The 22058-nt window shown below is 37.0% G+C and carries 26 protein-coding genes and 1 other RNA gene; 17 read left to right on the forward strand and 10 right to left on the reverse strand.

The genetic code is table 11. The annotated features are described in order from the left end of the window. Positions 1–412, reverse strand: a 412-nt coding sequence (locus F3D68_RS09795; protein ID WP_151194259.1) for a transposase, incomplete at its 3' end; no start/stop codon positions are given. A 98-nt stretch (positions 413–510) separates the two neighbouring features. On the opposite strand from F3D68_RS09795, the gene F3D68_RS09800 reads away from it, so the two are divergent. The 6 genes from F3D68_RS09800 to F3D68_RS09825 all read left to right on the forward strand — a co-directional run bounded on the left by F3D68_RS09800 (position 511) and on the right by F3D68_RS09825 (position 4118). After that, the gene (locus tag F3D68_RS09800) at positions 511–1014 is read left to right on the forward strand and encodes a lysophospholipid acyltransferase family protein (RefSeq protein ID WP_224728289.1); all 504 of its coding nucleotides are present in this window, start codon (positions 511–513) and stop codon (positions 1012–1014) included. Further along, positions 1014–1310, forward strand: a complete 297-nt coding sequence (locus F3D68_RS09805) for a phosphopantetheine-binding protein (protein WP_151194261.1) — start codon at positions 1014–1016, stop codon at positions 1308–1310. Before F3D68_RS09800 ends, F3D68_RS09805 begins: the two co-directional genes overlap by 1 nt. Before the next feature lie 3 nt (positions 1311–1313). Then, the gene (locus F3D68_RS09810; protein ID WP_117003938.1) at positions 1314–1568 is read left to right on the forward strand and encodes an acyl carrier protein; all 255 of its coding nucleotides are present in this window, start codon (positions 1314–1316) and stop codon (positions 1566–1568) included. Continuing rightward, positions 1568–2149, forward strand: coding sequence for a hypothetical protein (locus F3D68_RS09815; protein WP_151194262.1), 582 nt, complete (start codon positions 1568–1570; stop codon positions 2147–2149). The genes F3D68_RS09810 and F3D68_RS09815 overlap by 1 nt, the downstream gene beginning before the upstream one ends. Further along, positions 2146–3498 carry an AMP-binding protein gene (locus F3D68_RS09820; protein ID WP_151194263.1) on the forward strand — a complete coding sequence of 451 codons (1353 nt, stop codon included), beginning with the start codon at positions 2146–2148 and terminating at the stop codon, positions 3496–3498. The genes F3D68_RS09815 and F3D68_RS09820 overlap by 4 nt, the downstream gene beginning before the upstream one ends. Positions 3499–3725: 227 nt before the next feature. Continuing rightward, complete coding sequence (locus F3D68_RS09825; protein ID WP_224728286.1) at positions 3726–4118, forward strand: hypothetical protein; 393 nt, start codon at positions 3726–3728, stop codon at positions 4116–4118. A 352-nt stretch (positions 4119–4470) separates the two neighbouring features. On the opposite strand, the gene pepD is transcribed toward F3D68_RS09825, so the two are convergent. Continuing rightward, entirely contained in the window at positions 4471–5949 is a 1479-nt protein-coding gene (gene pepD, locus F3D68_RS09830) for a beta-Ala-His dipeptidase (protein WP_151194264.1), read from the reverse strand. 153 nt (positions 5950–6102) lie between these two features. Between pepD and F3D68_RS09835 the strand changes: the two genes are divergently transcribed. Beyond that, entirely contained in the window at positions 6103–6876 is a 774-nt protein-coding gene (locus F3D68_RS09835; RefSeq protein ID WP_191092791.1) for a glucosaminidase domain-containing protein, read from the forward strand. 3 nt (positions 6877–6879) lie between these two features. Here F3D68_RS09835 and ffs read toward each other — a convergent pair. Next, positions 6880–6977, reverse strand: an RNA gene (gene ffs, locus F3D68_RS09840) — signal recognition particle sRNA small type. Between the two features lie 631 nt (positions 6978–7608). Between ffs and dnaA the strand changes: the two genes are divergently transcribed. The 5 genes from dnaA to aroE all read left to right on the forward strand — a co-directional run bounded on the left by dnaA (position 7609) and on the right by aroE (position 13298). Next, positions 7609–9123 (forward strand): chromosomal replication initiator protein DnaA, encoded by a 1515-nt coding sequence (dnaA, locus tag F3D68_RS09845; protein ID WP_117003944.1) that lies wholly within the window; start codon positions 7609–7611, stop codon positions 9121–9123. Between the two features lie 14 nt (positions 9124–9137). Beyond that, positions 9138–10250 (forward strand): DNA polymerase III subunit beta, encoded by a 1113-nt coding sequence (gene dnaN, locus F3D68_RS09850; protein ID WP_151194266.1) that lies wholly within the window; start codon positions 9138–9140, stop codon positions 10248–10250. 199 nt (positions 10251–10449) lie between these two features. Then, complete coding sequence (locus tag F3D68_RS09855) at positions 10450–11526, forward strand: ornithine cyclodeaminase (protein ID WP_151194267.1); 1077 nt, start codon at positions 10450–10452, stop codon at positions 11524–11526. Then, positions 11513–12409 (forward strand): arginase, encoded by an 897-nt coding sequence (locus tag F3D68_RS09860; RefSeq protein ID WP_191092792.1) that lies wholly within the window; start codon positions 11513–11515, stop codon positions 12407–12409. The genes F3D68_RS09855 and F3D68_RS09860 overlap by 14 nt, the downstream gene beginning before the upstream one ends. An 88-nt stretch (positions 12410–12497) precedes the next feature. Next, positions 12498–13298: a shikimate dehydrogenase gene (gene aroE / locus F3D68_RS09865; RefSeq protein ID WP_151194269.1), complete on the forward strand. Its 801-nt coding sequence runs from the start codon at positions 12498–12500 to the stop codon at positions 13296–13298. 2 nt (positions 13299–13300) lie between these two features. Here the strand turns inward: aroE and F3D68_RS09870 are convergent, their stop codons facing one another. The 7 genes from F3D68_RS09870 to F3D68_RS09900 are packed head-to-tail and all read right to left on the reverse strand — an operon-like array spanning position 13301 to position 17443. Further along, entirely contained in the window at positions 13301–13930 is a 630-nt protein-coding gene (locus tag F3D68_RS09870) for an outer membrane lipoprotein carrier protein LolA (RefSeq protein ID WP_151194270.1), read from the reverse strand. Then, complete coding sequence (locus tag F3D68_RS09875) at positions 13923–14348, reverse strand: acyl-CoA thioesterase (protein ID WP_151194271.1); 426 nt, start codon at positions 14346–14348, stop codon at positions 13923–13925. Before F3D68_RS09875 ends, F3D68_RS09870 begins: the two co-directional genes overlap by 8 nt. Continuing rightward, positions 14338–15291, reverse strand: a complete 954-nt coding sequence (locus F3D68_RS09880) for a hypothetical protein (RefSeq protein ID WP_151194272.1) — start codon at positions 15289–15291, stop codon at positions 14338–14340. Before F3D68_RS09880 ends, F3D68_RS09875 begins: the two co-directional genes overlap by 11 nt. Positions 15292–15310: 19 nt before the next feature. After that, positions 15311–16060, reverse strand: coding sequence for a glycosyltransferase family 2 protein (locus F3D68_RS09885; RefSeq protein WP_151194273.1), 750 nt, complete (start codon positions 16058–16060; stop codon positions 15311–15313). Next, positions 16057–16419 carry a hydroxymyristoyl-ACP dehydratase gene (locus F3D68_RS09890; RefSeq protein ID WP_151194274.1) on the reverse strand — a complete coding sequence of 121 codons (363 nt, stop codon included), beginning with the start codon at positions 16417–16419 and terminating at the stop codon, positions 16057–16059. Before F3D68_RS09890 ends, F3D68_RS09885 begins: the two co-directional genes overlap by 4 nt. Continuing rightward, positions 16412–17053 (reverse strand): phosphoribosylanthranilate isomerase, encoded by a 642-nt coding sequence (locus tag F3D68_RS09895; RefSeq protein WP_151194275.1) that lies wholly within the window; start codon positions 17051–17053, stop codon positions 16412–16414. The genes F3D68_RS09890 and F3D68_RS09895 overlap by 8 nt, the downstream gene beginning before the upstream one ends. A 6-nt stretch (positions 17054–17059) precedes the next feature. Continuing rightward, positions 17060–17443 (reverse strand): hypothetical protein, encoded by a 384-nt coding sequence (locus F3D68_RS09900; protein WP_151194276.1) that lies wholly within the window; start codon positions 17441–17443, stop codon positions 17060–17062. A gap of 155 nt (positions 17444–17598) precedes the next feature. On the opposite strand from F3D68_RS09900, the gene F3D68_RS09905 reads away from it, so the two are divergent. The 5 genes from F3D68_RS09905 (at position 17599) to F3D68_RS09920 (ending at position 21961) form a co-directional block, all read left to right on the forward strand. Further along, positions 17599–18153 carry an L-threonylcarbamoyladenylate synthase gene (locus F3D68_RS09905; RefSeq protein ID WP_191092793.1) on the forward strand — a complete coding sequence of 185 codons (555 nt, stop codon included), beginning with the start codon at positions 17599–17601 and terminating at the stop codon, positions 18151–18153. A 134-nt stretch (positions 18154–18287) separates the two neighbouring features. After that, positions 18288–18464: a hypothetical protein gene (locus tag F3D68_RS11300; RefSeq protein ID WP_157968326.1), complete on the forward strand. Its 177-nt coding sequence runs from the start codon at positions 18288–18290 to the stop codon at positions 18462–18464. Positions 18465–18544: 80 nt separating this feature from the next. Continuing rightward, the gene (locus tag F3D68_RS09910; RefSeq protein WP_151194278.1) at positions 18545–19051 is read left to right on the forward strand and encodes a DUF2760 domain-containing protein; all 507 of its coding nucleotides are present in this window, start codon (positions 18545–18547) and stop codon (positions 19049–19051) included. Further along, a complete protein-coding gene (locus F3D68_RS09915; RefSeq protein ID WP_151194279.1) occupies positions 19052–20836 on the forward strand; it encodes an Hsp70 family protein in 1785 nt (594 codons plus the stop codon). Positions 20837–20917: 81 nt separating this feature from the next. After that, positions 20918–21961, forward strand: coding sequence for an outer membrane protein OmpK (locus F3D68_RS09920; RefSeq protein ID WP_151194280.1), 1044 nt, complete (start codon positions 20918–20920; stop codon positions 21959–21961). The last annotated feature ends 97 nt before the right edge of the window (positions 21962–22058 follow it).

The raw sequence follows: 22058 nt of genomic DNA on the forward strand, positions 1-22058 counted from the left end.
TTTTAGGCGTGTAATAGCAGGTGCCTCGATTAATACCCAGTAATTGGCATTGCTTAACTATGGAAATATTTTCTAGCTTGGACTCCACCATAGATTTTTTAGTTGATAAGTCCAAGCTTGCGAGCTTTCCCTCAAGCCAATCTCTTTCAATCGTAAGTTGACCAACTTTCTTAGCATACTTGTCTACCTCGTGTTGAAGCTTATCATTTTCAGTCTTGTACTCTTTAACCGCCTTGGCTGGCTCCATAGCAATAACTGCATTATCCAAGAAGATTTTTTTCCAGTTTTGGATGTTCTTTGTTGTTATATTATGTTTGCTAGCGAGTTCTGCTAACGTAAGCTCATTTGCCAATAATTCTAACACAACTTTTACCTTGAACTCGGATGAGTAACTTGTCCTTTTTGTGCTCATAAATACGCCCTCTATTCATTTTACCTTCAACAATATATCGGAACTCGATTTCAAAAGATACTGTTTAAATTTCTTGGGGTATTATAGGCACATTAATCATTGCCAACCATCCAACTTTAATTGATTACATCTCAATCGTCTCTAAACTGCCCTTTTGTGACAACATCGTTAAAGCGCAATTATGGAGAAATCGATTTATACGACGCGTTATCTCCACTGCAGGTTATATTCCCAACATCGATCCTGAGCAAACATTTAGTGATATCAAGGCAACATTGAACTCAGGTAATAACTTATTGATGTTCCCTGAAGGCACGCGCTCTATTCCCAATATGCCAATCCAATTAAAAAGAGGGGCAGCACAGATTGCCATTCGCGCAGGGGTACCAATTCGTATTATTCATTTAAGCTGTATTCCCAGCACACTGGCAAAAAATGATAAATGGTATAAAATACCCGCGACAAAACCGATCTTCACGTTAACAGTTAAGGATCTTATTAATACTCAAGCGATTTTAAATGAGTGCAATCAACTTCCTTCGGTTGCCGCAAGACGGTTGACGAAGATATTACAACAACAATTACAAGGTCATATTGATTAATGAATAACACCCTACTTGAACTGGAATTAAAAGAACTGATTATTGACGTGCTTAATTTAGAAGATATTACTACTGAAGATATTGCTAGTGATATGCAATTATTTGGTGACGAGCTTGGATTAGACTCTATCGATGCACTGGAGCTTGGCGTTGCGCTGAAGAAAAAATATAATATTGAGCTTAATGAAGACACTGATGATGTGAAAAAGCACTTTGAGTCAGTTAAAACATTAGCGCAATTTATTGCGACCCAAAAGACACAAAAGACACAAAAGACACAAAATAATAAGGGATAAAAAATGAGTACATCAAAAGCGCAAATTCTCCAGGAACTTCAAGGAATATTTGCTGAGCTTTTTGAGCTTGATCCACAAGATGTAACACTTGAGGCACGCTTATATGAAGATCTTGACTTAGATAGCATTGATGCGGTGGATCTTATTGTTTATTTACAAAGTAAAACTGATAAACAGTTTAAACCTGAAGAATTTAAATCAGTAAAAACTGTCAATGATATCGTCACAATCATTGACCAAGAAATTAACAATCAATAATGTCCTTACGTAGCTTAACTACCCTTATCATCGCTATTGCCATTTTACTTTACCCCTTTGTCATTTTTTTTGGTATACAGTTTTTATCCGTGCAAGGGTTAAGTTTAATTATCCTTTGCCTTTTTGGCTTACGAGCGATTTTCAATCACAAAAACGATCATAGCATCATGCCTAAATATGCGTTATTTACCCTCTCAGGCATTGGTATTGCTATCAGTTTATTAGGAATGTTATCGCATAATATCATCTTTATTAAACTTTACCCTGTTGCCATGAATCTTGCTTTTTTAAGTATTTTTATTGTTTCATTATTTGCAAAAGAGAATATTATTTATCAATTCGCCAAAAAAACATCACGTCAACCACTACCGCCCTTTGTCAGTACATACACGCGTAAAGTAACCATTGCGTGGTGTGTTTTCTTTCTGTTAAACGCTTTAGTTTCTTGCTATAGCGCTTTGTTTAGTTCATTACATGTTTGGACCATTTATAATGGATTGATTTCTTATATATTGATTGGTACATTTTTTGTTTGTGAGTTTGTTGTGCGCATTTTTGTTAAAAGAAAAAACAGAAAATGAAAGATTATTTAGACTTATTATTTCGACACTTTGACGATGACAAAGTCATTTTTTGCCATGGCAAAAAAAACAACTCCCCAACACAACTTGGTGAAATTAAACAAATTATATTTTCACTAGCGCATTTTTTAAGCCAACAAAAGACAACTTCAATTATTCTCTATTGTGACAATATTTATCATTTTTATATTGGTTTTTTTAGTGCCTTAATTACTAACAAGTCTATTATCTTGCCACCTAATAATACGAGTGGTTTTTTTGAGGATATTAGCAATAATGAAGATATTGCGATACTTTATTTTGATGAACAGCGACAATGCTTTTGTTTTAATAACAAACCAATTGATCTTAATGCTAATAATTTATTTGAGGATAAAATAGATGACTGTCTATTCACCTCAGATATTATCTTTTTCACTTCAGGCTCTACAGGAAAACCTAAAAAAATCATTAAGAAATTTCAGCACTTAGTCAATGAGGTTAATATCTTAAGTAACTTCTTTAAGCTTGATAAAGAGCTCATGGTTATTAGCAGTGTCCATCATCAACATCTTTATGGGTTTATTTTTTATTTTCTATGGCCCGCCTTAATAGGACGACCTATCTATAGTCAGCGCATTGAATTAAGTGAGGAATTAGCGCAATTAAGAGATATAAATCACCAATTTATTTTTATCTCAAGCCCTGCTCTGTTATCACGTTTAACGTTTGAAGAAGACCTTTCTAAGATTACTTGTTTTAGCGCAGGGAGCTTATTAAAAAATGAAGTAGCGCTGAGTTTAACTAATAATTTAAAGTTAACTGTTAATGAGATATTAGGTAGTAGTGAAACAGGTATTATTGCTTGGCGCCAACAACTGAATTATCCACTTTGGCAATCCTTCAATGATGTGCGAATTACACAAAATGAAGATCAGACATTGCGCGTTTATGCTGATTCTTTTCTTGAACCATTTATCAATACGGATGACGTCATTAAGTTAATCAAGCCTAATCAATTTATTTTACAAGGTCGCAAAGGACGGATTGTAAAACTTGAAGACAAACGTTTATCACTTACAGAGCTTGAAGATAAACTTAAGCATCATCCTTGGATTGATGATTGTTACGCACTAAAACTTGAAAAATCGCGCGAATATATTGGTGTTTTTATTGTGTTATCACCATCAGGTAAACAACAAAAAGAGCACCTGAGTACCTTAGCATTCAATAACACTTTGCGTCACTTCTTAAGTCATTGGTTTGAGAAAATATTACTACCTAGATCCTTTCGCTATGGTGATGAAATCCCTGTTAATGCACAAAGTAAAATTGATCGTGAGGCAATTTTGCAATTATTTATGGGCTAAGACTAAATATTCACCCATAAGTGCTCACCGTACCCTGAGCGTAAGTCGAAGGGTAAGCTTGGGAAAATCATACTTCATAGAGGCTTCGACTTACGCTCAGCCAACGCTTACAAAATCAAAGTAGGCAGTAATATGATCATAGCCTATTTATACCTTAAAACTTGAGTTTACAAGTTTAGATCAACGTATTATTATTTGCTAAAAATTAGACAACCTCATTTTCTAGCATGACTAACATCAACTATCAATACCACCATATGGGTATCCCGACAACAGAAAAACATCCTGATGAACGTTATAGCTCATCATTTAAAATGTACACAACTAAAGGACATAATCCTTTTCGTATCCAATACCACCGCTTTGAAGAAGGATGTCCCTTGCATCCACTGATTCAAACCAAAACTCATGTTGCTTTTAAGGTCAATGATCTCGCTGAAGCCATTAAAGATCAGAAAATTATCATGGCGCCCTATGAACCTTTTGCAGGATTTAAAGTTGCAATGATCGAAGTGGAAGGCGCTCCTATTGAGTTGATTGATACAACATTAAGTGAGCAAGAAATTTGGAATGATGATCATAAAAATTCGGTTATTTATCCTGAAAACAGCAATCCATAACGATGAATGGTAATATTGGTATATTACACAAAACTAATATCAACACTTAACCCAAGTACCGCAGCAGCACGCTGCAAGGTATTAATGGTTAAGTTTTTGCGCTCTCCTTTCTCAATACGCCAATAATTTTGATACGGAAAACCTTATATTTCCAAGGTTTTTATAATTTTAAGAAAAAATTTTCACTTTTTTTATAAAAATACTAACACTTTTAAAATCCTTTACTATACTAGGGATGTGTTAGGTGGGTCGTCATCCTCCCTCCCCTCCTTAGATAACCTTTATGTCGTCAAGCACATAGAGTGACTCACCTACACAACGATGACTTTCACTTACTCTCTTTACTCCTTTTCTATAATCTCTCTAACATTGCTTTCAATAGCTGATAAAATTCACTGACTGTATCGATTTTTACTTTTTCATCGGGCGAATGCGCACCTTCAATTGATGGTCCTATTGAAACCATATCCATATGTGGATATTTATCGACAATAGCTCCGCACTCTAAACCGGCATGAATCGCTTTGATATTTGCTTCTTTAGAATAAAGGGCAAAGTAGCTCTCTTTGGCAATTTTAAGCGCATTAGAGCTCATATCTGGCTTCCAGCCAGGGGATAGTTGGGATTTATTAAAAATCGCGTTATTTTGAGCTGCTATACGTTTAATCGATTGCATAAAATTGTTGATCGCTAAATTATTATCACTGCGTGTATAAATCGTAATAACAATATCGTCATCTTTTAATTTAATCGAAGATAAATTATTTGAGCTTTCTACTAAATTTGGCATCGCAGGGCTCATCGCTAAGACACCTGAATGTATATTTGTTAATACATTTAACAAACGATGCTTTAAATCATCATTGAATGCCGTTTTTGCCGTTGTTACTTCTTTGATTGTTAATGCAAAATTAGGTTCATTTTTGTGGTAAATCGCAAACCAATTATGATAGTAATGCGTTAACGTTTCTTTTATTTGTGCTACATCTTCAACTTGACAAGAAATAATAGCCTTAGCTTCACGTGGAATGGCATTTGGTAGGTTACCTGCTTTGATTTCGTTAATGTTATATGAATGCTTTTGATCTAAATCATCAAGCATCATGCTCATAAATTTTGCCGCATTAATACGTGGTTTATCAATATCTAAACCTGAATGACCACCTTTAAGACCATTGACAATGATTTCAATACTTTGAAGTGAAGATGATTGCTCAATGGTTTCATTTTTGAATGTCATTGTTGCTGATTGTGATCCGGCACAACCAACATAAATATCTCCCCAGCTTTCTGTATCTAGGTTGATCATCGTATTGGCTGTTAATAAGTCTTTACTTAAATTATTTGCGCCAATTAATCCTCTTTCTTCTGAAGCAGTGATTAATATTTCAAGTGCTGGACGTTTAATATCTTTATCAGTTGCTGCTGCCATTGCAGCAGCAATGCCTATACCGTTATCAGCACCCAATGTTGTACCTTTTGCTTTAAGCCAGCCATCAACAATCTCTAGCTGCAAACTATCATTTAGAAAATCAAATGTTACTTCTTCGTTTTTTTCACACACCATATCTTTATGTGCTTGTAAAACAACTGGTTTGTGTGATTCATAGCCTTTGGTTGCCGGCACATAAATTGTGATATTATCTGCTTGATCAATCTTCGTTTTAAAGTTGTTATTTTTCGCCCATTCTAATAAGTAAGCTTTGATTTTTTCTTCATGAAATGTCGGTCTTGGAATTTGAGTTATTTCAATGAAATATTGCCATATAGATTCATTTTTTAATGTTTCTATATTTAATTCGCTAACCATATCAACGGCTGTTGTCATCATATTACCTTGTATTTTATTTACATGAATTTGTCCGCATTTTAGCAGATCATTTCTGCTAAAAAAAGCAACACAAACAATCTTTCTTAGCAGTTATAGTCTATGCTAAAGGTTCGTACTATAGAGAGAAATAACAATAAAAAGAGGATCTTAATAATGCTTAAAATAAGTAAAAAAGAGTTATTACGACTATCAATCTCTGGCTTTCTGGCTATTAGCTTAGCAAGCTTTATAACAAGCTGCTCTAAAAATACAGAAACGACTTTGGAAAAACCTGACTTTCAAGCAATAAGTAGTGTTAGTGATCGTAAACAAGCATTCATTGATTATATGTTGCCATTTATCCATCAAGTACAACAAGATGTCTTAAACCAACGACAAGCATTAGAAAGTATGCTTGCAATGCTTAATAAAAACAAAAAGCTTTCTAAAACTCAACAAGATCAATTATCTAGATTCTGTGAACAATATAAAGTTAATTTTGACGAAAATGCTCTAACTCAAATGCTTAAAGATCTACTTATAAAAGTTAATACTATCCCGACAAGCATGGTACTTGCTCAAGCAGCTCTTGAAACAGGCTGGGGTACTTCTCGTTTTGCCGTTGATGGTAACAACTATTTTGGTCAGCACTGTTTTACCAAAGGTTGTGGCATTGTTCCTAAACAACGTACAGCAGGTGCGATTAATGAAGTGCAAGTATTTCCATCACCTAAAGACAGTGTGCAATCTTATTTTAATCTGTTAAACACAGGTACAAATTTTCAAGAGTTTCGCACACTTCGTTCACAATTAACCAAAGAAGATAAACCAATAACCGGTAAAGATCTGATTAAAACCTTAGTTCATTACTCTGAACTTGAAGATGGCGAGTATGAAAAACGTATTATTTCAACTATGGATTATAATAATCTGTATCAATACAATTAAGTACTGGCTTAGCCTACATCTCGGCACACACATCATCTATTACCGCTGCTTCCTTCCGGACCTGACGGGGTTCATAAACTAGTGTCGCAAGAGGACCAAACCAGCGGTTGCCATTATTCAGACTTTTACCATTCTTTTCAATCATTATTTTGAAATAATTCACAGCTTACCTTTTCATCCAGTTTAAATTTAATAAAACATGCACAACTAACGACAGGAAGATATTATATCTGTTTATAAATGATTTTATTTTATGTTTCCTTTTTTTATTTTTATCCACTTTTCTTTTTATCTTCTTTTTCCTTTTATGTTTAAAAGAGAATTTCTTTTTCCTTGTTTTTTCTGTTATTGGTTTGTGGATATTTGTGGATAAATATCTTTAAAGCCTTTTTGAATAAAGGTTTTGCTTGTGTATGATTTTGTGGACATCTATGTTAGTCCACTGTGGTTTTCATGTGGATTCTTTATTCTTTCCTCATGTTTATCTTTTTTCCACAAAAAAATCCAAAGGGGTATGAACATAGTTACACACATGCTTATTCACAAGATAATTAACATGAAATTCACATAATTACCCACAGAGTTATCCACAGTTGTTTATATCAAGCATTGCATGCTGTGCACGCTTTGATATAATCCACAGATAATTTGAAAACATAAACTTTTTCTAGCACATTTACTGGTCTAAACAATTGCTAGAAACCCTTTATATATATAGGATGCATTGTAAGTATGAATGTTTGGTCACAATGTTTGGATTATTTAAAAGACAACTTGTCTGAACAAGAATATAGAATATGGATAATGCCTTTGAAAACAAATGATCAAGGTAGTTTATTCACAATTTATGCACCGAATAATTATTTTCTTGGTTGGGTAAAGACCAAATATCAACAGCTTCTTGTGGATACCTTAAAAAAATACAAAGAAAACACTCATTTACTTGTTGAGTTCTCAGTGAAAAAAAGCAGTGATAACCAAAATGTGGATGTTCAAGACACAGTAATGCAAGTATCGACGATAAAAAGTAGTGTTGGTCCACAGACTGATCTTTTTAATAAGAATGTGACAACAGCACCACTGGTTGTTGATAGTTTATTGGAAAATCATGATTCCATGGATGATCAAAATGAGTTTGAAGTGGATAAAAATGCGGGTATTTCTAGCGAGCTCTATGGTTTTGATGAAGCACTATCTGTGCCAAAAGATCAAAAACGTGTTGATTTTGGTTCACCATTAAAAAAAGAATATAATTTTGATAATTTTGTTGTGGGTAAAGCTAATGAAGTAGCACGTGCTGCAGCGATGCAAGTGTCCATTAATCCAGGGTTGGCTTATAATCCATTATTTATTTATGGGGGCAGTGGGTTAGGTAAAACACATTTAATGCATGCTATTGGTAATTATGTATTACATAATAACCCAAAGGCGAAAGTGCTATATGTGACATCTGAGCGCTTTGTCAAAGATTATGTTGATGCGGTACGTTTACACTCAGGTGATGAGTTTCAAAACTTTTATCGCTCTGTTGACGTGTTACTCGTTGATGATATCCAGTTTATTGCGGGTAAAGCAGGCTCTCAAGAGGAATTTTTCCACACATTTAATACTTTGCTTGAAAATGGTAAGCAAGTTGTCTTATCTTGCGATAAGTATCCTAAGGAAATACCTAAACTTGAAGAACGTTTAGTTTCACGTTTTGGTTATGGCTTAACTGTAACAATTGATATTCCTGATCTTGAAACACGAAGCGCGATTTTATTACATAAATCAAGTCAATTTGGTCGACCTATTGATCAAAATGTGGCGCTTTTTATGGCAAAGCATATTCGCTCTAATGTGCGAGAATTAGAAGGTGCGTTAAGGCGTGTACTTAACTATGCTCAGTTTAATAAAAAAGCCATTGATGAGAAGCTTGCTTATGAATGCTTAAAAGATGTTATTTCAATACAGGATAAAATTGTCAAAGTAGACAATATCCAGCGTGTTGTTGCTGATTATTATAATATTAAAATTACCGATTTATTATCAAAGCAAAAAAGTCGTGATGTCGCGCGTCCAAGGCAGATGGCAATGGCGTTGGCTAAAGAGTTTACCAATCATAGTTTGCCGGAAATTGGTGGCTTTTTTGGTGGTAGAGATCACACCACAGTCTTACATGCCGTAAGGACTATAAAGAAACTGATTGTCAATAATGTTGATATACAGGATGATTATCAAAACTTATCGCGCAAATTAGCGCATTAATTCCCAGGGGAGATATGATGTTACAATTTACACTTTCTCGCGATGCATTATTAAAGCCATTACAAGGCTTAGTATCGATTGCTGAGAAAAAGCATACGATACCAGTGCTAAGCTCAGTATTATTTATTATTGAGGAGGGAAAGCTACGCTTAAAGGCCTCTGATTTAGAGACTGAAATTGTCAGTTATGTTGAGATTGAAGAAGCATCACATGACGCTAGTATCGCAATTCCTGCCAAAAAGCTTCATGATATCATACGTAATTTACCAGAAGGCGCATCGGTTAAAATAACAGAAGAAGCAAATGATCGGGTATTAGTTGCATGTAATCGCAGTAAATTTACTATGTCAATCTTAAAGGCTTCATCCTTTCCTATGATGAATGAAGATACAGGACGAGCGATGTTTAAGCTGTCATATGCTCAGCTTAATTCAGCAATTAAGCGTGTAAAATTTGCCATGGCAAATAATGATGTGCGTTATTTTTTAAATGGCATGTTATGGGAAGTTAATAACGATAGATTTCGCACGGTTGCGACTGATGGTCATCGCATGGCAAGCTCTGAAGTGTTAATAGAAGATACTTTCCTAGATGCTGTTCAAATTATTGTGCCAAGCAAGGCGATTAAAGAGCTAGAGCGCACGTTATCAGCGCCTGAAGATGCTGAAATTGAAGTGCAAATTGGTAAAAACTATTTCAGAATTATTCTGCCTGATTTTCAGTTTACATCAAAACTTATTGAAGGGCGTTTTCCTGATTATACAAGAGTGATTCCACCGAATAATACAAAGCTATTAGTCGCTAATCGTGTTGAGTTAAAACAGGCATTACTACGTACAGCGATCTTATCGAATGAGACGTATCGTGGCGTACGCTTAGAGCTTCAAGATAATGCTTTACTTTTATCAGCAAATAATCCAGAGCATGAAGAAGCACAAGATCAAATGGCAGTAAAATATAGTGACCAACCGATGGAAATTGGTTTTAACGTAAATTACCTTTTAAATATTGTTGATGTGTTAGATTCAGAACACATTGACTTTTATTTTGATAGCCCGCAAATGAGTTTACTTATCAAGGATGATGATAGTCGCAGTACGTATGTAGTGAGCCCGATTAAGCTTTAAATACCTAATAGCGGGCTCAAAAATCTGTGCATGAATCTATTTGCTATTTTTGATTATTAAATTTATATTACCTCTTGTTGCAAATCTACAGTAAAACACAATCTATTTATCTATGGTAAATGCGTGTGATATTGTTAAAAATATATTCAATATAAAGTTTTATAATCTTATATAAAATATGTGGGATAGGAGAAGTTTAATGATCAAAGTAATTTCAGTTGAAAAGCTAGCGGAGCTTATACATAAACATGGATTAAGACAGTATTTAATTGACCTAATGACAACCTTGAAAGGTGATTTTTTACGTTGGCAGGAATTTGATAAAATACCACGCCCAGCATTTCATGTGCCAGATGGTGTAATTGAATTAATGCCGACAGCGGATAAAGAGTTATTTGCCTATAAATATGTCAATGGACACCCAAAGAATCCATTGCAGAATAAGCAAACGATTGTAGCGACAGGGCAGTTATCGAAAGTCTCTGACGGTCATCCATTGTTGATTTCAGAAATGACGGTGTTAACAGGTTTACGCACAGCAGCAACTTCGGCGTTAGCCACTGATTATTTAGCACGAAAAGATGCCAACACTTTGGCGTTAATCGGCACAGGTGCACAAAGTGACTTTCAAGCGCTAGCAGCAGCCATTGTGCGTGATATTAAAACGATTCGTTACCATGATATTGATCCACAGGCGATGCGTCGTTTTGAGAAAAATATGCAAGCCTATGACTTTGAACTTATTCCTTGCGCTAGCAATGAAGAGGCTGTCAAGGGCGCTGATATTATTACGGTGTGTACTGCCTGTAAAGCACATGCTGTTGTGGTTGAAAATAGCTGGATCAAAGAAGGTGTACATATCAATGGTTTAGGTGGTGATTGTCCAGGAAAAACTGAGCTAGATCAAGCAATATTACCACGCGCTAAAGTAGTGGTTGAGTTCTTTGAGCAATCGTTTATTGAAGGTGAGATTCAACATTTCATCACTGAAGAAGAAGCAAAGAAAGTTGTTTATGCTGAATTATGGCAGCTTATCTCAAATGAAAAGCAAGGACGCGTTAGCCAAGATGAAATTACTGTATTTGATTCTGTTGGTTTTGCTTTGGAAGATTTCTCGGCATTGAAGCTTACATATCAATTGGCTGAAAAATACAATATTGGCGTGCCGATGAATATGATTCCGGCATTAAAAGATCCTAAGGATTTATTCTCCGTATTAAATAAACATGGTGATAATAATGCGCTACAAATCAAAGAGGTGCATGCAAATGTTTAGTTATCGCTTTATAGGGGCTAGTGTTGGCAATTGCGCCGGTATCGTTGGCTGTGAAAAAGCACCTGATCAAGTGAAGAGTAAATTGCAATTAGCTAAGCTGTGGCAAAAAACAGTTTATTTTGAAGGCGGCGAAAGACGTCTTTCAGCACTTAACGCATTAAATACATTTTCAACTGAACTTGCTCATGTAACAAAAGATGTGATTGAGCAAGGTAATAAGTTTATCACTATAGGTGGAGATCATAGTTGTGCTGTAGGTACGTGGTCAGGCGTACATGTTGCAGCGGGTGAGTTTGGACTTATCTGGATAGATGCGCATATGGATGCGCATACGACTGAAAGCTCGCATAGTGGAAACTTGCATGGCATGCCAGTGGCGGCATTAATGGGTTATGGTGATGATAAAATGACAAAGATATTATCAGGTAATCCTAAACTCAAGCCTGAAAATATTGTTTTAATCGGCATTCGCTCATTTGAAGAGCCAGAGCAAGCAATTTTGAAGAGTCTGGGTGTTAAAGTATTTATGATGGAAGATGTTCATGCACTTGGCTTTAACTATTGTTTTAACTCGGCAATAAATCATTTCAAATCAAAAGAGATCTCTTTTGGTATTAGTTTTGATTTAGATGGTTTGGATCCACAGTATATTGAAGCGCTAGGTACCCCAGTTGAGGATGGGATTTTGCTACCTGAAGTGTTATCGAGCTTTAAAGAAATGCCAAAAGAGCAATTACTTGGCATTGAAATTACCGAATACAATCCAACCTTAGATCATGATGATAAAGGCGTTGATGTGATTGCAAATATCATCGCGGCAATTACGGAGGATAACGGTTTTTTGTCAGAAGATAACGGTGAGTTTGCATCGTTATCTATCTGAGAAACAACTGCTAATAAAACACTTCTCAGTTATCTCTGAAAATGCTTCAATAGACTTTTAATATTCAAACCACTAAAGGATGGCATAGATGCCTATCGAGCAACCAGTAGATCAATATTATGTTATAGGTAATCCTGTTAAACACAGTTTGTCTCCTCAGATTCATACAGATTTTGCCGCTAAAACAGGGCAGATTATGCGTTATGAAGCGCTAGAAATTTGTCCTGATAATCTAGAGCAAACCTTGAATGTGCTGCGTCTTGATCAAGCTGTCAAAGGCTTAAGTGTTACCTTACCATTTAAAGAAGAGCTATACCGTTATTGCGATAAATTAGATGATCTAGCACAAGAAGCACAAGCGGTGAGTAATGTGATTATCAATAGTGATCGTGAGTTTATTGGCTTAAATCTTGATGGTCTTGGGCTTGTGAATGATATTCAAAATAATTTAAATATCAGTCTGCAGAATAAGCGAGTTTTAATCTTGGGTGCCGGTGGCGCTGCTAAAGGCATTTTAGGTGCTATAGTGCGTGAAAATCCAGAAAGTATCACAATTGCCAATCGCACTAAAGAAAAAGCGCATAACCTAGTAGCACGCTCAATAAATAACGCGGTTAAATTAAGTGCTTGTGCTTTAAATGAAATTGTAGGTGTATTTGATATCGTAATCAATGCAACTTCAGCGAGCGTTGCCAAGGAAAGCCTCCCATTGAAGCTTCATAATTTCGCAAGTGGCGCATTGGCGTACGACTTGATGTATGCACCAGATGGCACAGTTTTTACCACATGGTGTCAATCACACAATATTCAGGCAATAGATGGCAAGGGGATGTTGTTGGAGTTAAGTAAGATCGCTTTTCGGCACTGGCGTGGCGTGGAGGTGCAGTGAATTTAATCCATTGCTTTCACATCGCTAAATTCAATTAACATTTGATTGCCTTGTGATTCATTGACAAATATACGTGAAGCATATTTTGTACCCGTCATTTCAATGCTTTGGATAGCTTTATCAAGAGGAGCGCCTAATGGTTTAAGTGCAATATGCCAAGTATCACCGTTTTGCATAAAATAAATTTTAAAATACTGTTTTAAGGCATCGGTGTTGCCTTTGAATATTGATAAGAATACGGTCGTAAATGAAAAGACGATCGGTTGCTCTTTTTTGGTAATAACAACGGCTGTTTTGCCTTCGATGGATTGTTTTATACTATCTTCAGTAACAATTAATGTGGATTGGAAAGGTTCTTCTTGCAGCCATTTCAAACCTTGAGTTTTTGATAACTCAAAGCGCCCACTGGATTTAAGCGGTTTGGATAGCAGCTTCATAAAGCGGGTTTGCGTGAAGTTACCTGTAACATGACTGATTTGTGCTTGCTCTTTTTGAACTTCAATAAATGCCTGTTCATTTTTTGCAGATAGTGGATGGTCAAATATATTATCTGTTGAGGCTTGTGCTAAGTTAAATAGTATAAATACCACAAAAAAAGCAGCGCTTAAGCGTTTAAAGAGAGAGTTAATCATGATGAAAGCCTTCTATTTTTTGGATAAGAATTTTGGGTGATTGAAATTGTAATTCGTGATTGTGCAAAGTCACTGCAAGTTGGGTTGTTTGCCCTTTACTTAATTTTTGTCCGGTTGCTTTATCAAAGATCTGATAGTTTATTTTCAGACGGTTTTGATATTCGATCACCTGACTGTGTACCTCGATAGTCTGTCCAAAACTCGCGGGTTTGATGTATTTAATCTGCAAATCAACCACTGGCCACATATAGCCACTTTGCGCCATAGCATAGTAGTTATAACCGATTTTATCTAAAAGCTCACAACGCGCGATTTCAAAGTACTTGACATAATGACCATGCCAAGCGATTTGTAAGCTATCAACATCAAAAAATGGTATCACGATATCGGTTATATGAGTGATCGGTTTATCCGTCATTAGACTGCCAAAAATCAAAAAAATTAAACCACTGTGTCGGGTATTTTAGGCAATACTCAGCAAGGAAGTCACTATATTGTTGCACATAATCAGCCAAATGCTCATGACGTTCGTTGCGCGGCAAGTTAATAGACTCTGCAAAAGGTTTGAAAACCACATCGAACTGTTTGCCTTTTTTAAGGCATAGCATCATGTAAACAGGTGCTTTGAGTAAGTGTGCCAATAAAAATCCGCCCTGCGGAAAATAAGCTTCTTTCCCTAGAAACTGAGCTTTTATCGTACGTTGGTTATTGGTAACTGGTGTGCGATCACACGCAATAATAATAATTTCTCCTTGGTCTATTTTATGTTGCAATTGCATTGCTAAAGTCATATCAAAGTGACTAACAGAGATTAGGCTTAATTGCGAGTTGGGATTGATTTGCGATAAGATGTCATTGAATTTTTGCGCATGTTGATTAAACACCAAGGCATTGATTCGGCTATTAGGATATGAGTTAGAGATTGCACGCATTATCTCAATTGTGCCAAGGTGTGCAGTAAAGATAATAGTTCCTCTTTTCTGATCAATGCGTTCAATTAACTCATGACGGTTAGAAAAGTTCAAATGTTTACGTGTGATCTGCCCATTCCAAACGGCGATTTTATCTACCAAGCTCTTACCAAAGTTAATAAAAATAGGCAATGGTTTGACGTTTATATCAAGGTTTTGTTGTTGTTGTGCATAAATATGCAGGTTTTGACAATACGTATTGATTGCTTGGCGTGCCTTACGGCTAAATAGATAGAAATAACCTATGACCGGATACGTCAAAAGATAGGCTAAGTGTCGACCTAAAAGCTTTACGGTCCATAATGTCAGCTTAAGTCCGATAATACTGCCTTTTTCACGATGCTTTGACCAGTGAGTTTGTTTTAATTTCGCTTTGTCTGAATCATGCATGGTTCATGGTTTTTCATTTTTAGGATTGCTTGCACTTTTTGCGTTTTCTATATTTAAAATAATGTTGTGGCATATGGTAAAACATAGCAAAAAAAAGTCGAGCGTGTAGCCAAGAAATACGCAAATTATCGCGCCATAAACGAAAGTGTGAGCGCCCGCCAATAGGATAAATCACCTTGGTTGGAATATAATTAATCTCGACGCCCTGCCAATATGCTTTAATCAGAATCTCAATATCAAAATCCATACGCATGCCACGAATTTTTGACAGGATGGGGTGAAGTGCTTGCAGTGGATAAACTCTAAAGCCACACATGCTTTCAGTGAGTGATTTACTCCATGTCTCAATAGCAACCCAGAAATTGGTAATCTTACGCCCATGTAAGCGTGATTTAGGAATGCTTTGATCATAAATAGGCGCGCCTGAAATCAAGCAATTAGGCATATCATAAGCCATTTGCAAAAAATTCAGCACATCTGTTAAGTCATGCTGATTATCCGCATCAACTTGTAAAGCATGTGTGTAGCCATTTGCTAATAACCATGCAAATCCGGCTAAAATAGCAGCGCCTTTGCCAGCATTTTGGGGGAGTGAAATGCTTTTGACCCAATCAAATTTTGCAATGATATCATCAATAAAAGACTTTGTTTTGTCGTCACTACCATCATCAACAATAAGGCAAGTTAAATCATAAGGCTGTAATGCTGAAACAACCTGCTCTAAAGTGTCACCATGGTTATAAATAGGAATTAAAAAGGCAGGTTTCATAGTTTGATCTTACCGCTTGAGTAAGTGGCATTATCTTTATCAATATAGCGAAATGTCAAAAGATTTGGCTTTTTGCTAATGCATAATTTTAATGTAGATTCGGGTAAAATCACTCGACTAAATTTAAGTTGTGGAATATTAGCAATGGTTTTTTTGTCAACTTCTAAAAAATAAGCAGCAAAGGCAATGACAAAATCAGTCTGCGCAATGCCAGGCAAAATAGGTGCGTTTTCAAAATGACCTTTGAAAAAGATCAGATCACGATGAAAATAAATATCCAGTTCAAGCCGTGTTTCATCCTCATTTTGTGTAATGCTTTGATGAATGATTTGTGGTAGGCGGGTATGATCATTAATCATTGATATCACTTATTGTATTTATGCTATGAACAGCATCACAAAATGCTTTGATTTTTTGGCGGCATTTTATCCCTTTTTGTGATTCAACACCACCGCTAACATCAACGGCATAGGGTTTGATCATTGTAATTGCTGATTGCACATTGTCAGCAGTAAGTCCGCCCGCAAGAATAATTTTTTGGCGTATGTCGTTTGGAATGATCGACCAGTCAAAGGTTTGACCTGAGCCACCATAAAGCGCGGGATTATAACTATCAATTAATAAGGCGCGTGCTTTGGCATATTCATTTTGTGCATTGATCAGTGTATCTGAATCTTTGGCGCGGATCGCGCGAAGATAAGGGAAATTGAATCGCTCACATTCTGAGGCAGTTTCATCGCCATGAAATTGAATGAGGTTGATATTCGCATCGATGCTTGCTTGAATCGTTTGTGGTGTGGCATTGACAAAAAGCCCACAGCAGCTAACAAAAGGTGGTAATTGATTGATAATTTGTTTGGCTTTAGTAATATCAATAAATCGCGGGGATTTATCATAAAACACAAACCCTAGTGCATCAGCGCCGCAATCAATCGCGTACAAGGCGTCATCAAGGTTGGTAATGCCACAAATTTTAATTCGGGTTTTAGGCATGTTGGACTATGCCATAAAGTTGATTAATGCTGCTGCAACCATCGACGCGGTTGCAACAGTGACACCTGTGGTTGCCAGAAGCCCATCGACTTTAGTTAGGTGAAATTTCTTGCGATCTTCAACTTGAGGGTCTTTTTCACTTGTGGCTTCTTCGGTAAGGATTGAGATATATTGCGGGAATAGTGGTTCATCGCCAAACTCGCCAGCTTCAAACCCTTCCGCCCAGTAGTTGTGTTCAACAGTTTTCTCGGGAAATGGATTTAGCTCATCAGATTGATTTTGTTTGCCATGGGCATAGCCGGACATCCATACTTTTTCCAACTCATCAAGTTTGTCGACTTGAGCGGAAAGAATAAGTTTTAATCTAGAATCAATTTCATTAGTTTGCATAACAGCTCCATGTTGATCGTCATTTACCATAAGCGTGCCTAAAAGTTTAGACATAATCAAGTGTAAAGTTGGGAAAGGCAATAAACACTGTGAAATGGTTTGTGATGGGTATATAGTATCTTGCGTTTTAAATGATAGTTATTGATAGGATAAACATGCATAAAAATGACCTCGAAAAGCTGGTTTTTTTATTAAAAGCGCAAAAAGTTTTAGCCTTGCCAACAGAGTCTGTATACGGCTTAAGCACCATCCTTGAGTCAGATGCAGTGGCAAAGATTGTGGCGTTGAAAAAACGCAGTGCCAACAAAGGATTTATTGTGCTTTCAAGTAATATTGAGCATTTGCTACGAGTTATTGATCAAACACACTTAACCGATAATCATCTTGCTAAATTACAAACACATTATAATAGAGCAACGACGTGGGTGGCGCCTGTTAAACCAGAGTTTCGCTGGTTGACAGGTCCTTTTGAAAGCATTGCCGTGCGCTTGACCACACACCCTTTATTGAGCGAATTAACCAATATGCTTGATCAAGCCATTGTTTCAACCAGTGCCAATATCTCCAATATGCCTGCGGCAACATCGGCGCATGAGGTGTATGATTATTTCGGTGAAAAGGTTGATTACATTTATCCACAAGCTGATTTTGTCGCAACCAAGCCATCGAGATTAATTGATTTATTAACAGGAAAGATATTGCGGGAATAACCAAATATCATAAAGTGAAGCATAAGCTGCACGGGTGAGGGGGTTCTTATACGATCAATAAAAAATCTTTAATATCAAAGGAAGCAACCTTCTGCTAGATTAAATGTATTCACAATACATCTGGATTAGCTAGAATGAAAAAACATCTCAAAAAACATAAAGCTTTTTATGTTGCGGCAACGATTGTCGTTGCCTATTTCGTTATTCATTACTTGATTGTGTTTATCTTGATGGAGCATACCATTGCGCATAATGTCGATGTGAAAGCGCAGTGGTTGCAAAAGTATGCCGAGATTAAACTTCAGCAATAAAAGCTTTGTCGCTGCCAACGCCATAGGCTAAACTAACTTTCATGCATGATGAGTAATTTTTTGTCCAAAGAAAATAATATATGCCAATGAAATTAACATGGAGGCAGCGTTTAAGCTGCTTAATAAAAGGTAAGATTGAAAATATTGAAGCTAAACCTGTAGCTGATGCTCAGCAGGAAATAGGATGCGCTGATGAAGATGCAGAAAGCACAGAATCTGCTAAACAGCTATTATCTATTTTGCAAAAAAAAGGGCGCTTATTAGACTTTCTCGCGCAAAACCTTGATCACTATGATAATGAGCAGGTGGCAACTGTGGCACGCGTTGTCCATGATCAGTGCAAAAAAGCGCTCGAGTCATACTGTACTTTGGCGCCGGTTTATCATGATCAGGAAAATCACGAGGTTATACTTGAAGCAAATTATGATAAGTATAGTGTTGAGCTCACAGGTAATGTTGTGCACAGTACGCGCTTTAAGGGTAAGTTAATCCATCAAGGTTGGAAAGTAGAGAAAATGCACTTACCCAAAGTAGCCAAAGAAGCAAATCTAGATATATTACAGCCAGCAGAAGTAGAGGTGTTATAAATGTCGCATCATGCAAAATATTTGATTGGAATTGATTTAGGTACAACAAATTGTGCGGTTACCTATAAGAAAATAGCAGATGATGCCGTGATTAGTACGTTAGCGATTCCACAGTTTATGGCGAAGAATCAATATGAGTCCAAAACGTTAATGCCATCGTTTTTATATTTACCGAGCGCGTTGGAGTTAAGTTTAGATGATATTGCTTTGCCGTGGCAAAGTGAGACCACGATTTTGGTTGGGGAATATGCTAAAACAAAGGCGCAGACGACGCCAAACAGGGTGATATCAAGTGTAAAGAGTTGGCTGTGCCAAGCCTCGATTGATAAGCGTAAAGCGTTATTACCATATCAAGCAGCTGAGGGTGTTGAGCGCATATCACCACTTGAGGCATATACCCATTACTTTGAACATATTAAAAAGACATGGAACAGCACTTTTCCGGATGCGCCATTGTTTCAACAAAAGATTATTATTACCATTCCTGCATCCTTTGAGCCTGCAGCGCGCGATTTGACAGCTGAAGCGGCGCGCTTATGTGACTTTGAAGAGGTAACTTTATTGGAAGAGCCACAAGCGTCATTATATGGTTGGATTCATGATCATGAAAAGTGGCGTGACCAGCTAACGGCTGATGATGTGATTTTGGTTATAGATGTTGGCGGTGGCACGACGGATTTCTCACTGATAAAGGTCGAAGATGAAGAGGGGACGCTTGCATTACGACGCATCGCTGTTGGTGATCATATCTTAATTGGCGGCGATAATATTGACCTTATGTTGGCGCATACCGTGCAGCAGAGATTATTAGATGGTGGTCAACGCTTAGAACCATGGCAGATGCAGGCATTAGTGCATAGTTGCAGAAATGCCAAAGAGAAATTACTCAGTGATCAAAACTTAAATGAAATTGCCGTATCTATTCCTGGACGTTCATCGAATATCTTTGCTAATGCGGTATCAGAAACCTTGACGAAAAAAGATGTTGAAAAAATCATGCTACAAGGCTTTTTCCCTGAGGTTGCTATTGAGGATCATCCACATAATGCGCCACGCACGGGGTTGAGTCGTTTTGCTTTAAGCTACACGCAAGAAGCTGCGATTACCAAACATCTTGCGTTGTTTTTAAGCAAACAAGCGAAGGCGGATGAAAAATTCATCACGCCGACGGCGGTACTATTTAATGGTGGTGTTTTTAAACCGCAAGTTTTGCGTCGTCAATTAATGCAAATTATTAATAAATGGCTTGTCAAAGAGGGGCATCCTGAAGCGTGCGAACTTGAGCATGCAGCGTACGATACTTCAGTTGCCATTGGTGCGAGTGTGTTTGCCGATGCCTTACAAGGCAATGGTATTCGCATTAAAGGGGGGGCGTCGCATTCATTCTATATCGGGATCGAGTCACCAATGCCAGCTATTCCAGGCTTTCAACCACAGATCGAGGCGCTTTGTATTGCTGTGCAAGGCATGGAAGCAGAAGAAGAGCTTATATATGAAGCTGAGACGTTCTCATTGGTTGTCGGTGAACCTGTTGAGTTTAGATTCTTTGCGGCAAACCATCGTGCTGATGATTGTTTGGGCGATATCTTTACCGACTGGGAGCAGGCAGGATTGATTGAGCTATCACCACTGCGTTTGACCTTGTCTGCAGATAACTATACCAATGGCACTTCAGTGCCTGTGCATATTAGTGCGATGCATACTGAGATTGGCACTCTGGAGCTCACTGCCAAGGCTTTGGAAAATAATGATCAATGGAAGATCGCATTTGAAACGATTCGATAATTTCTACTTTAAGGCTTTTAAAAATAGATAAAGTAGCTTAAGATGCCGGCTCTTATGGTTTGAATGTAATAAAAATCCCCTATGAAATATCAAAAAATAACCTTGAGTCTGGCAGGTTTAACTTCACTTTTTGCCGCAGGCATCAACTATGCAAATGATGCTAAAACTATTGAAGATGCTGATAATCAAACAACAACAGTTGTGAGTAATACGCAAAGCGGTAGCGCTACTGAGAAAACAGTAGTAATTCAAGCTGTTACGCCAACCAATGACAAGGCAGATAAAGCAGAAACGCAGTCAAAACCTACAAAAGCTGAAAAAACTGAAAAAGATAAAAAAGATAAAAAAGATAAAAAGTCAGATGGTAGTGATCAGACAATCTATAATCAATATTACAATTTCCTGCAATTTAATCTAATGCGTAGTGAGAACGCTCGCCTGCCATATCACGCAGCGGATACGACCTATCTTGAGATGGAGTTTGGTGGTCGCTCTGGTTTTGTTGATTTGTATGGTTATTTAGATGTATTTGATATTTTTAATCAACGCTCAGATGATCGTCATGATGGCGATAATATGTTCTTTAAGATCCAACCAAGATTTTCAATCAATGATATCTTGCACAAGGATCTAAGCATTGGTCCCATTAAAGAGTGGTATGTCTCAACTTTAGCAGAAGTTGGTGATAGACAGCTTTTCAATGTTTATATTGGACCTGGAGTTGACGTTGAAGTGCCATGGTTTGGTAAGGTTGGCGTTAACCTGTATGCACGTTATGTGCGTGAAAACTATGGTGCGCCAAATGAAAATACATGGGATGGTTATAAGTTAGCAACCAACTGGTTTAAGCCATTTTATACGTTTGGCAATGGTTCATTCTTATCGTATCAAGGCTATTTTGATTACACTTTTGGAATGGATAAATATGACTCAACGCGCTCAAGCTATTCAATAGAGTGGTTTAATGGTCTATATTGGCACAGCAAGCGATTTGCTGTGGGTTATGGCTTGAAATATTTCGGTAATATGACAGGTATCAAAGATGGTAGCCCAATAAACGGTGGTGGCGTGCAAAATACTACAGGTTGGGGACAGTATTTTGATATTAGCTATGTTTTTGCATAGAGATTTGGGCTATGACCATATTCCTGCCCACTTTGATTATGTAAGCGTTGGCTGAGCGTAAGTCGAAGCCTTTATGAAGTATGATTTTCCCAAGCTA

This window comes from Cysteiniphilum sp. JM-1 (assembly GCF_008711525.1).
In the GTDB taxonomy this organism is placed as follows: Bacteria; Pseudomonadota; Gammaproteobacteria; order Francisellales; family Francisellaceae; genus Caedibacter.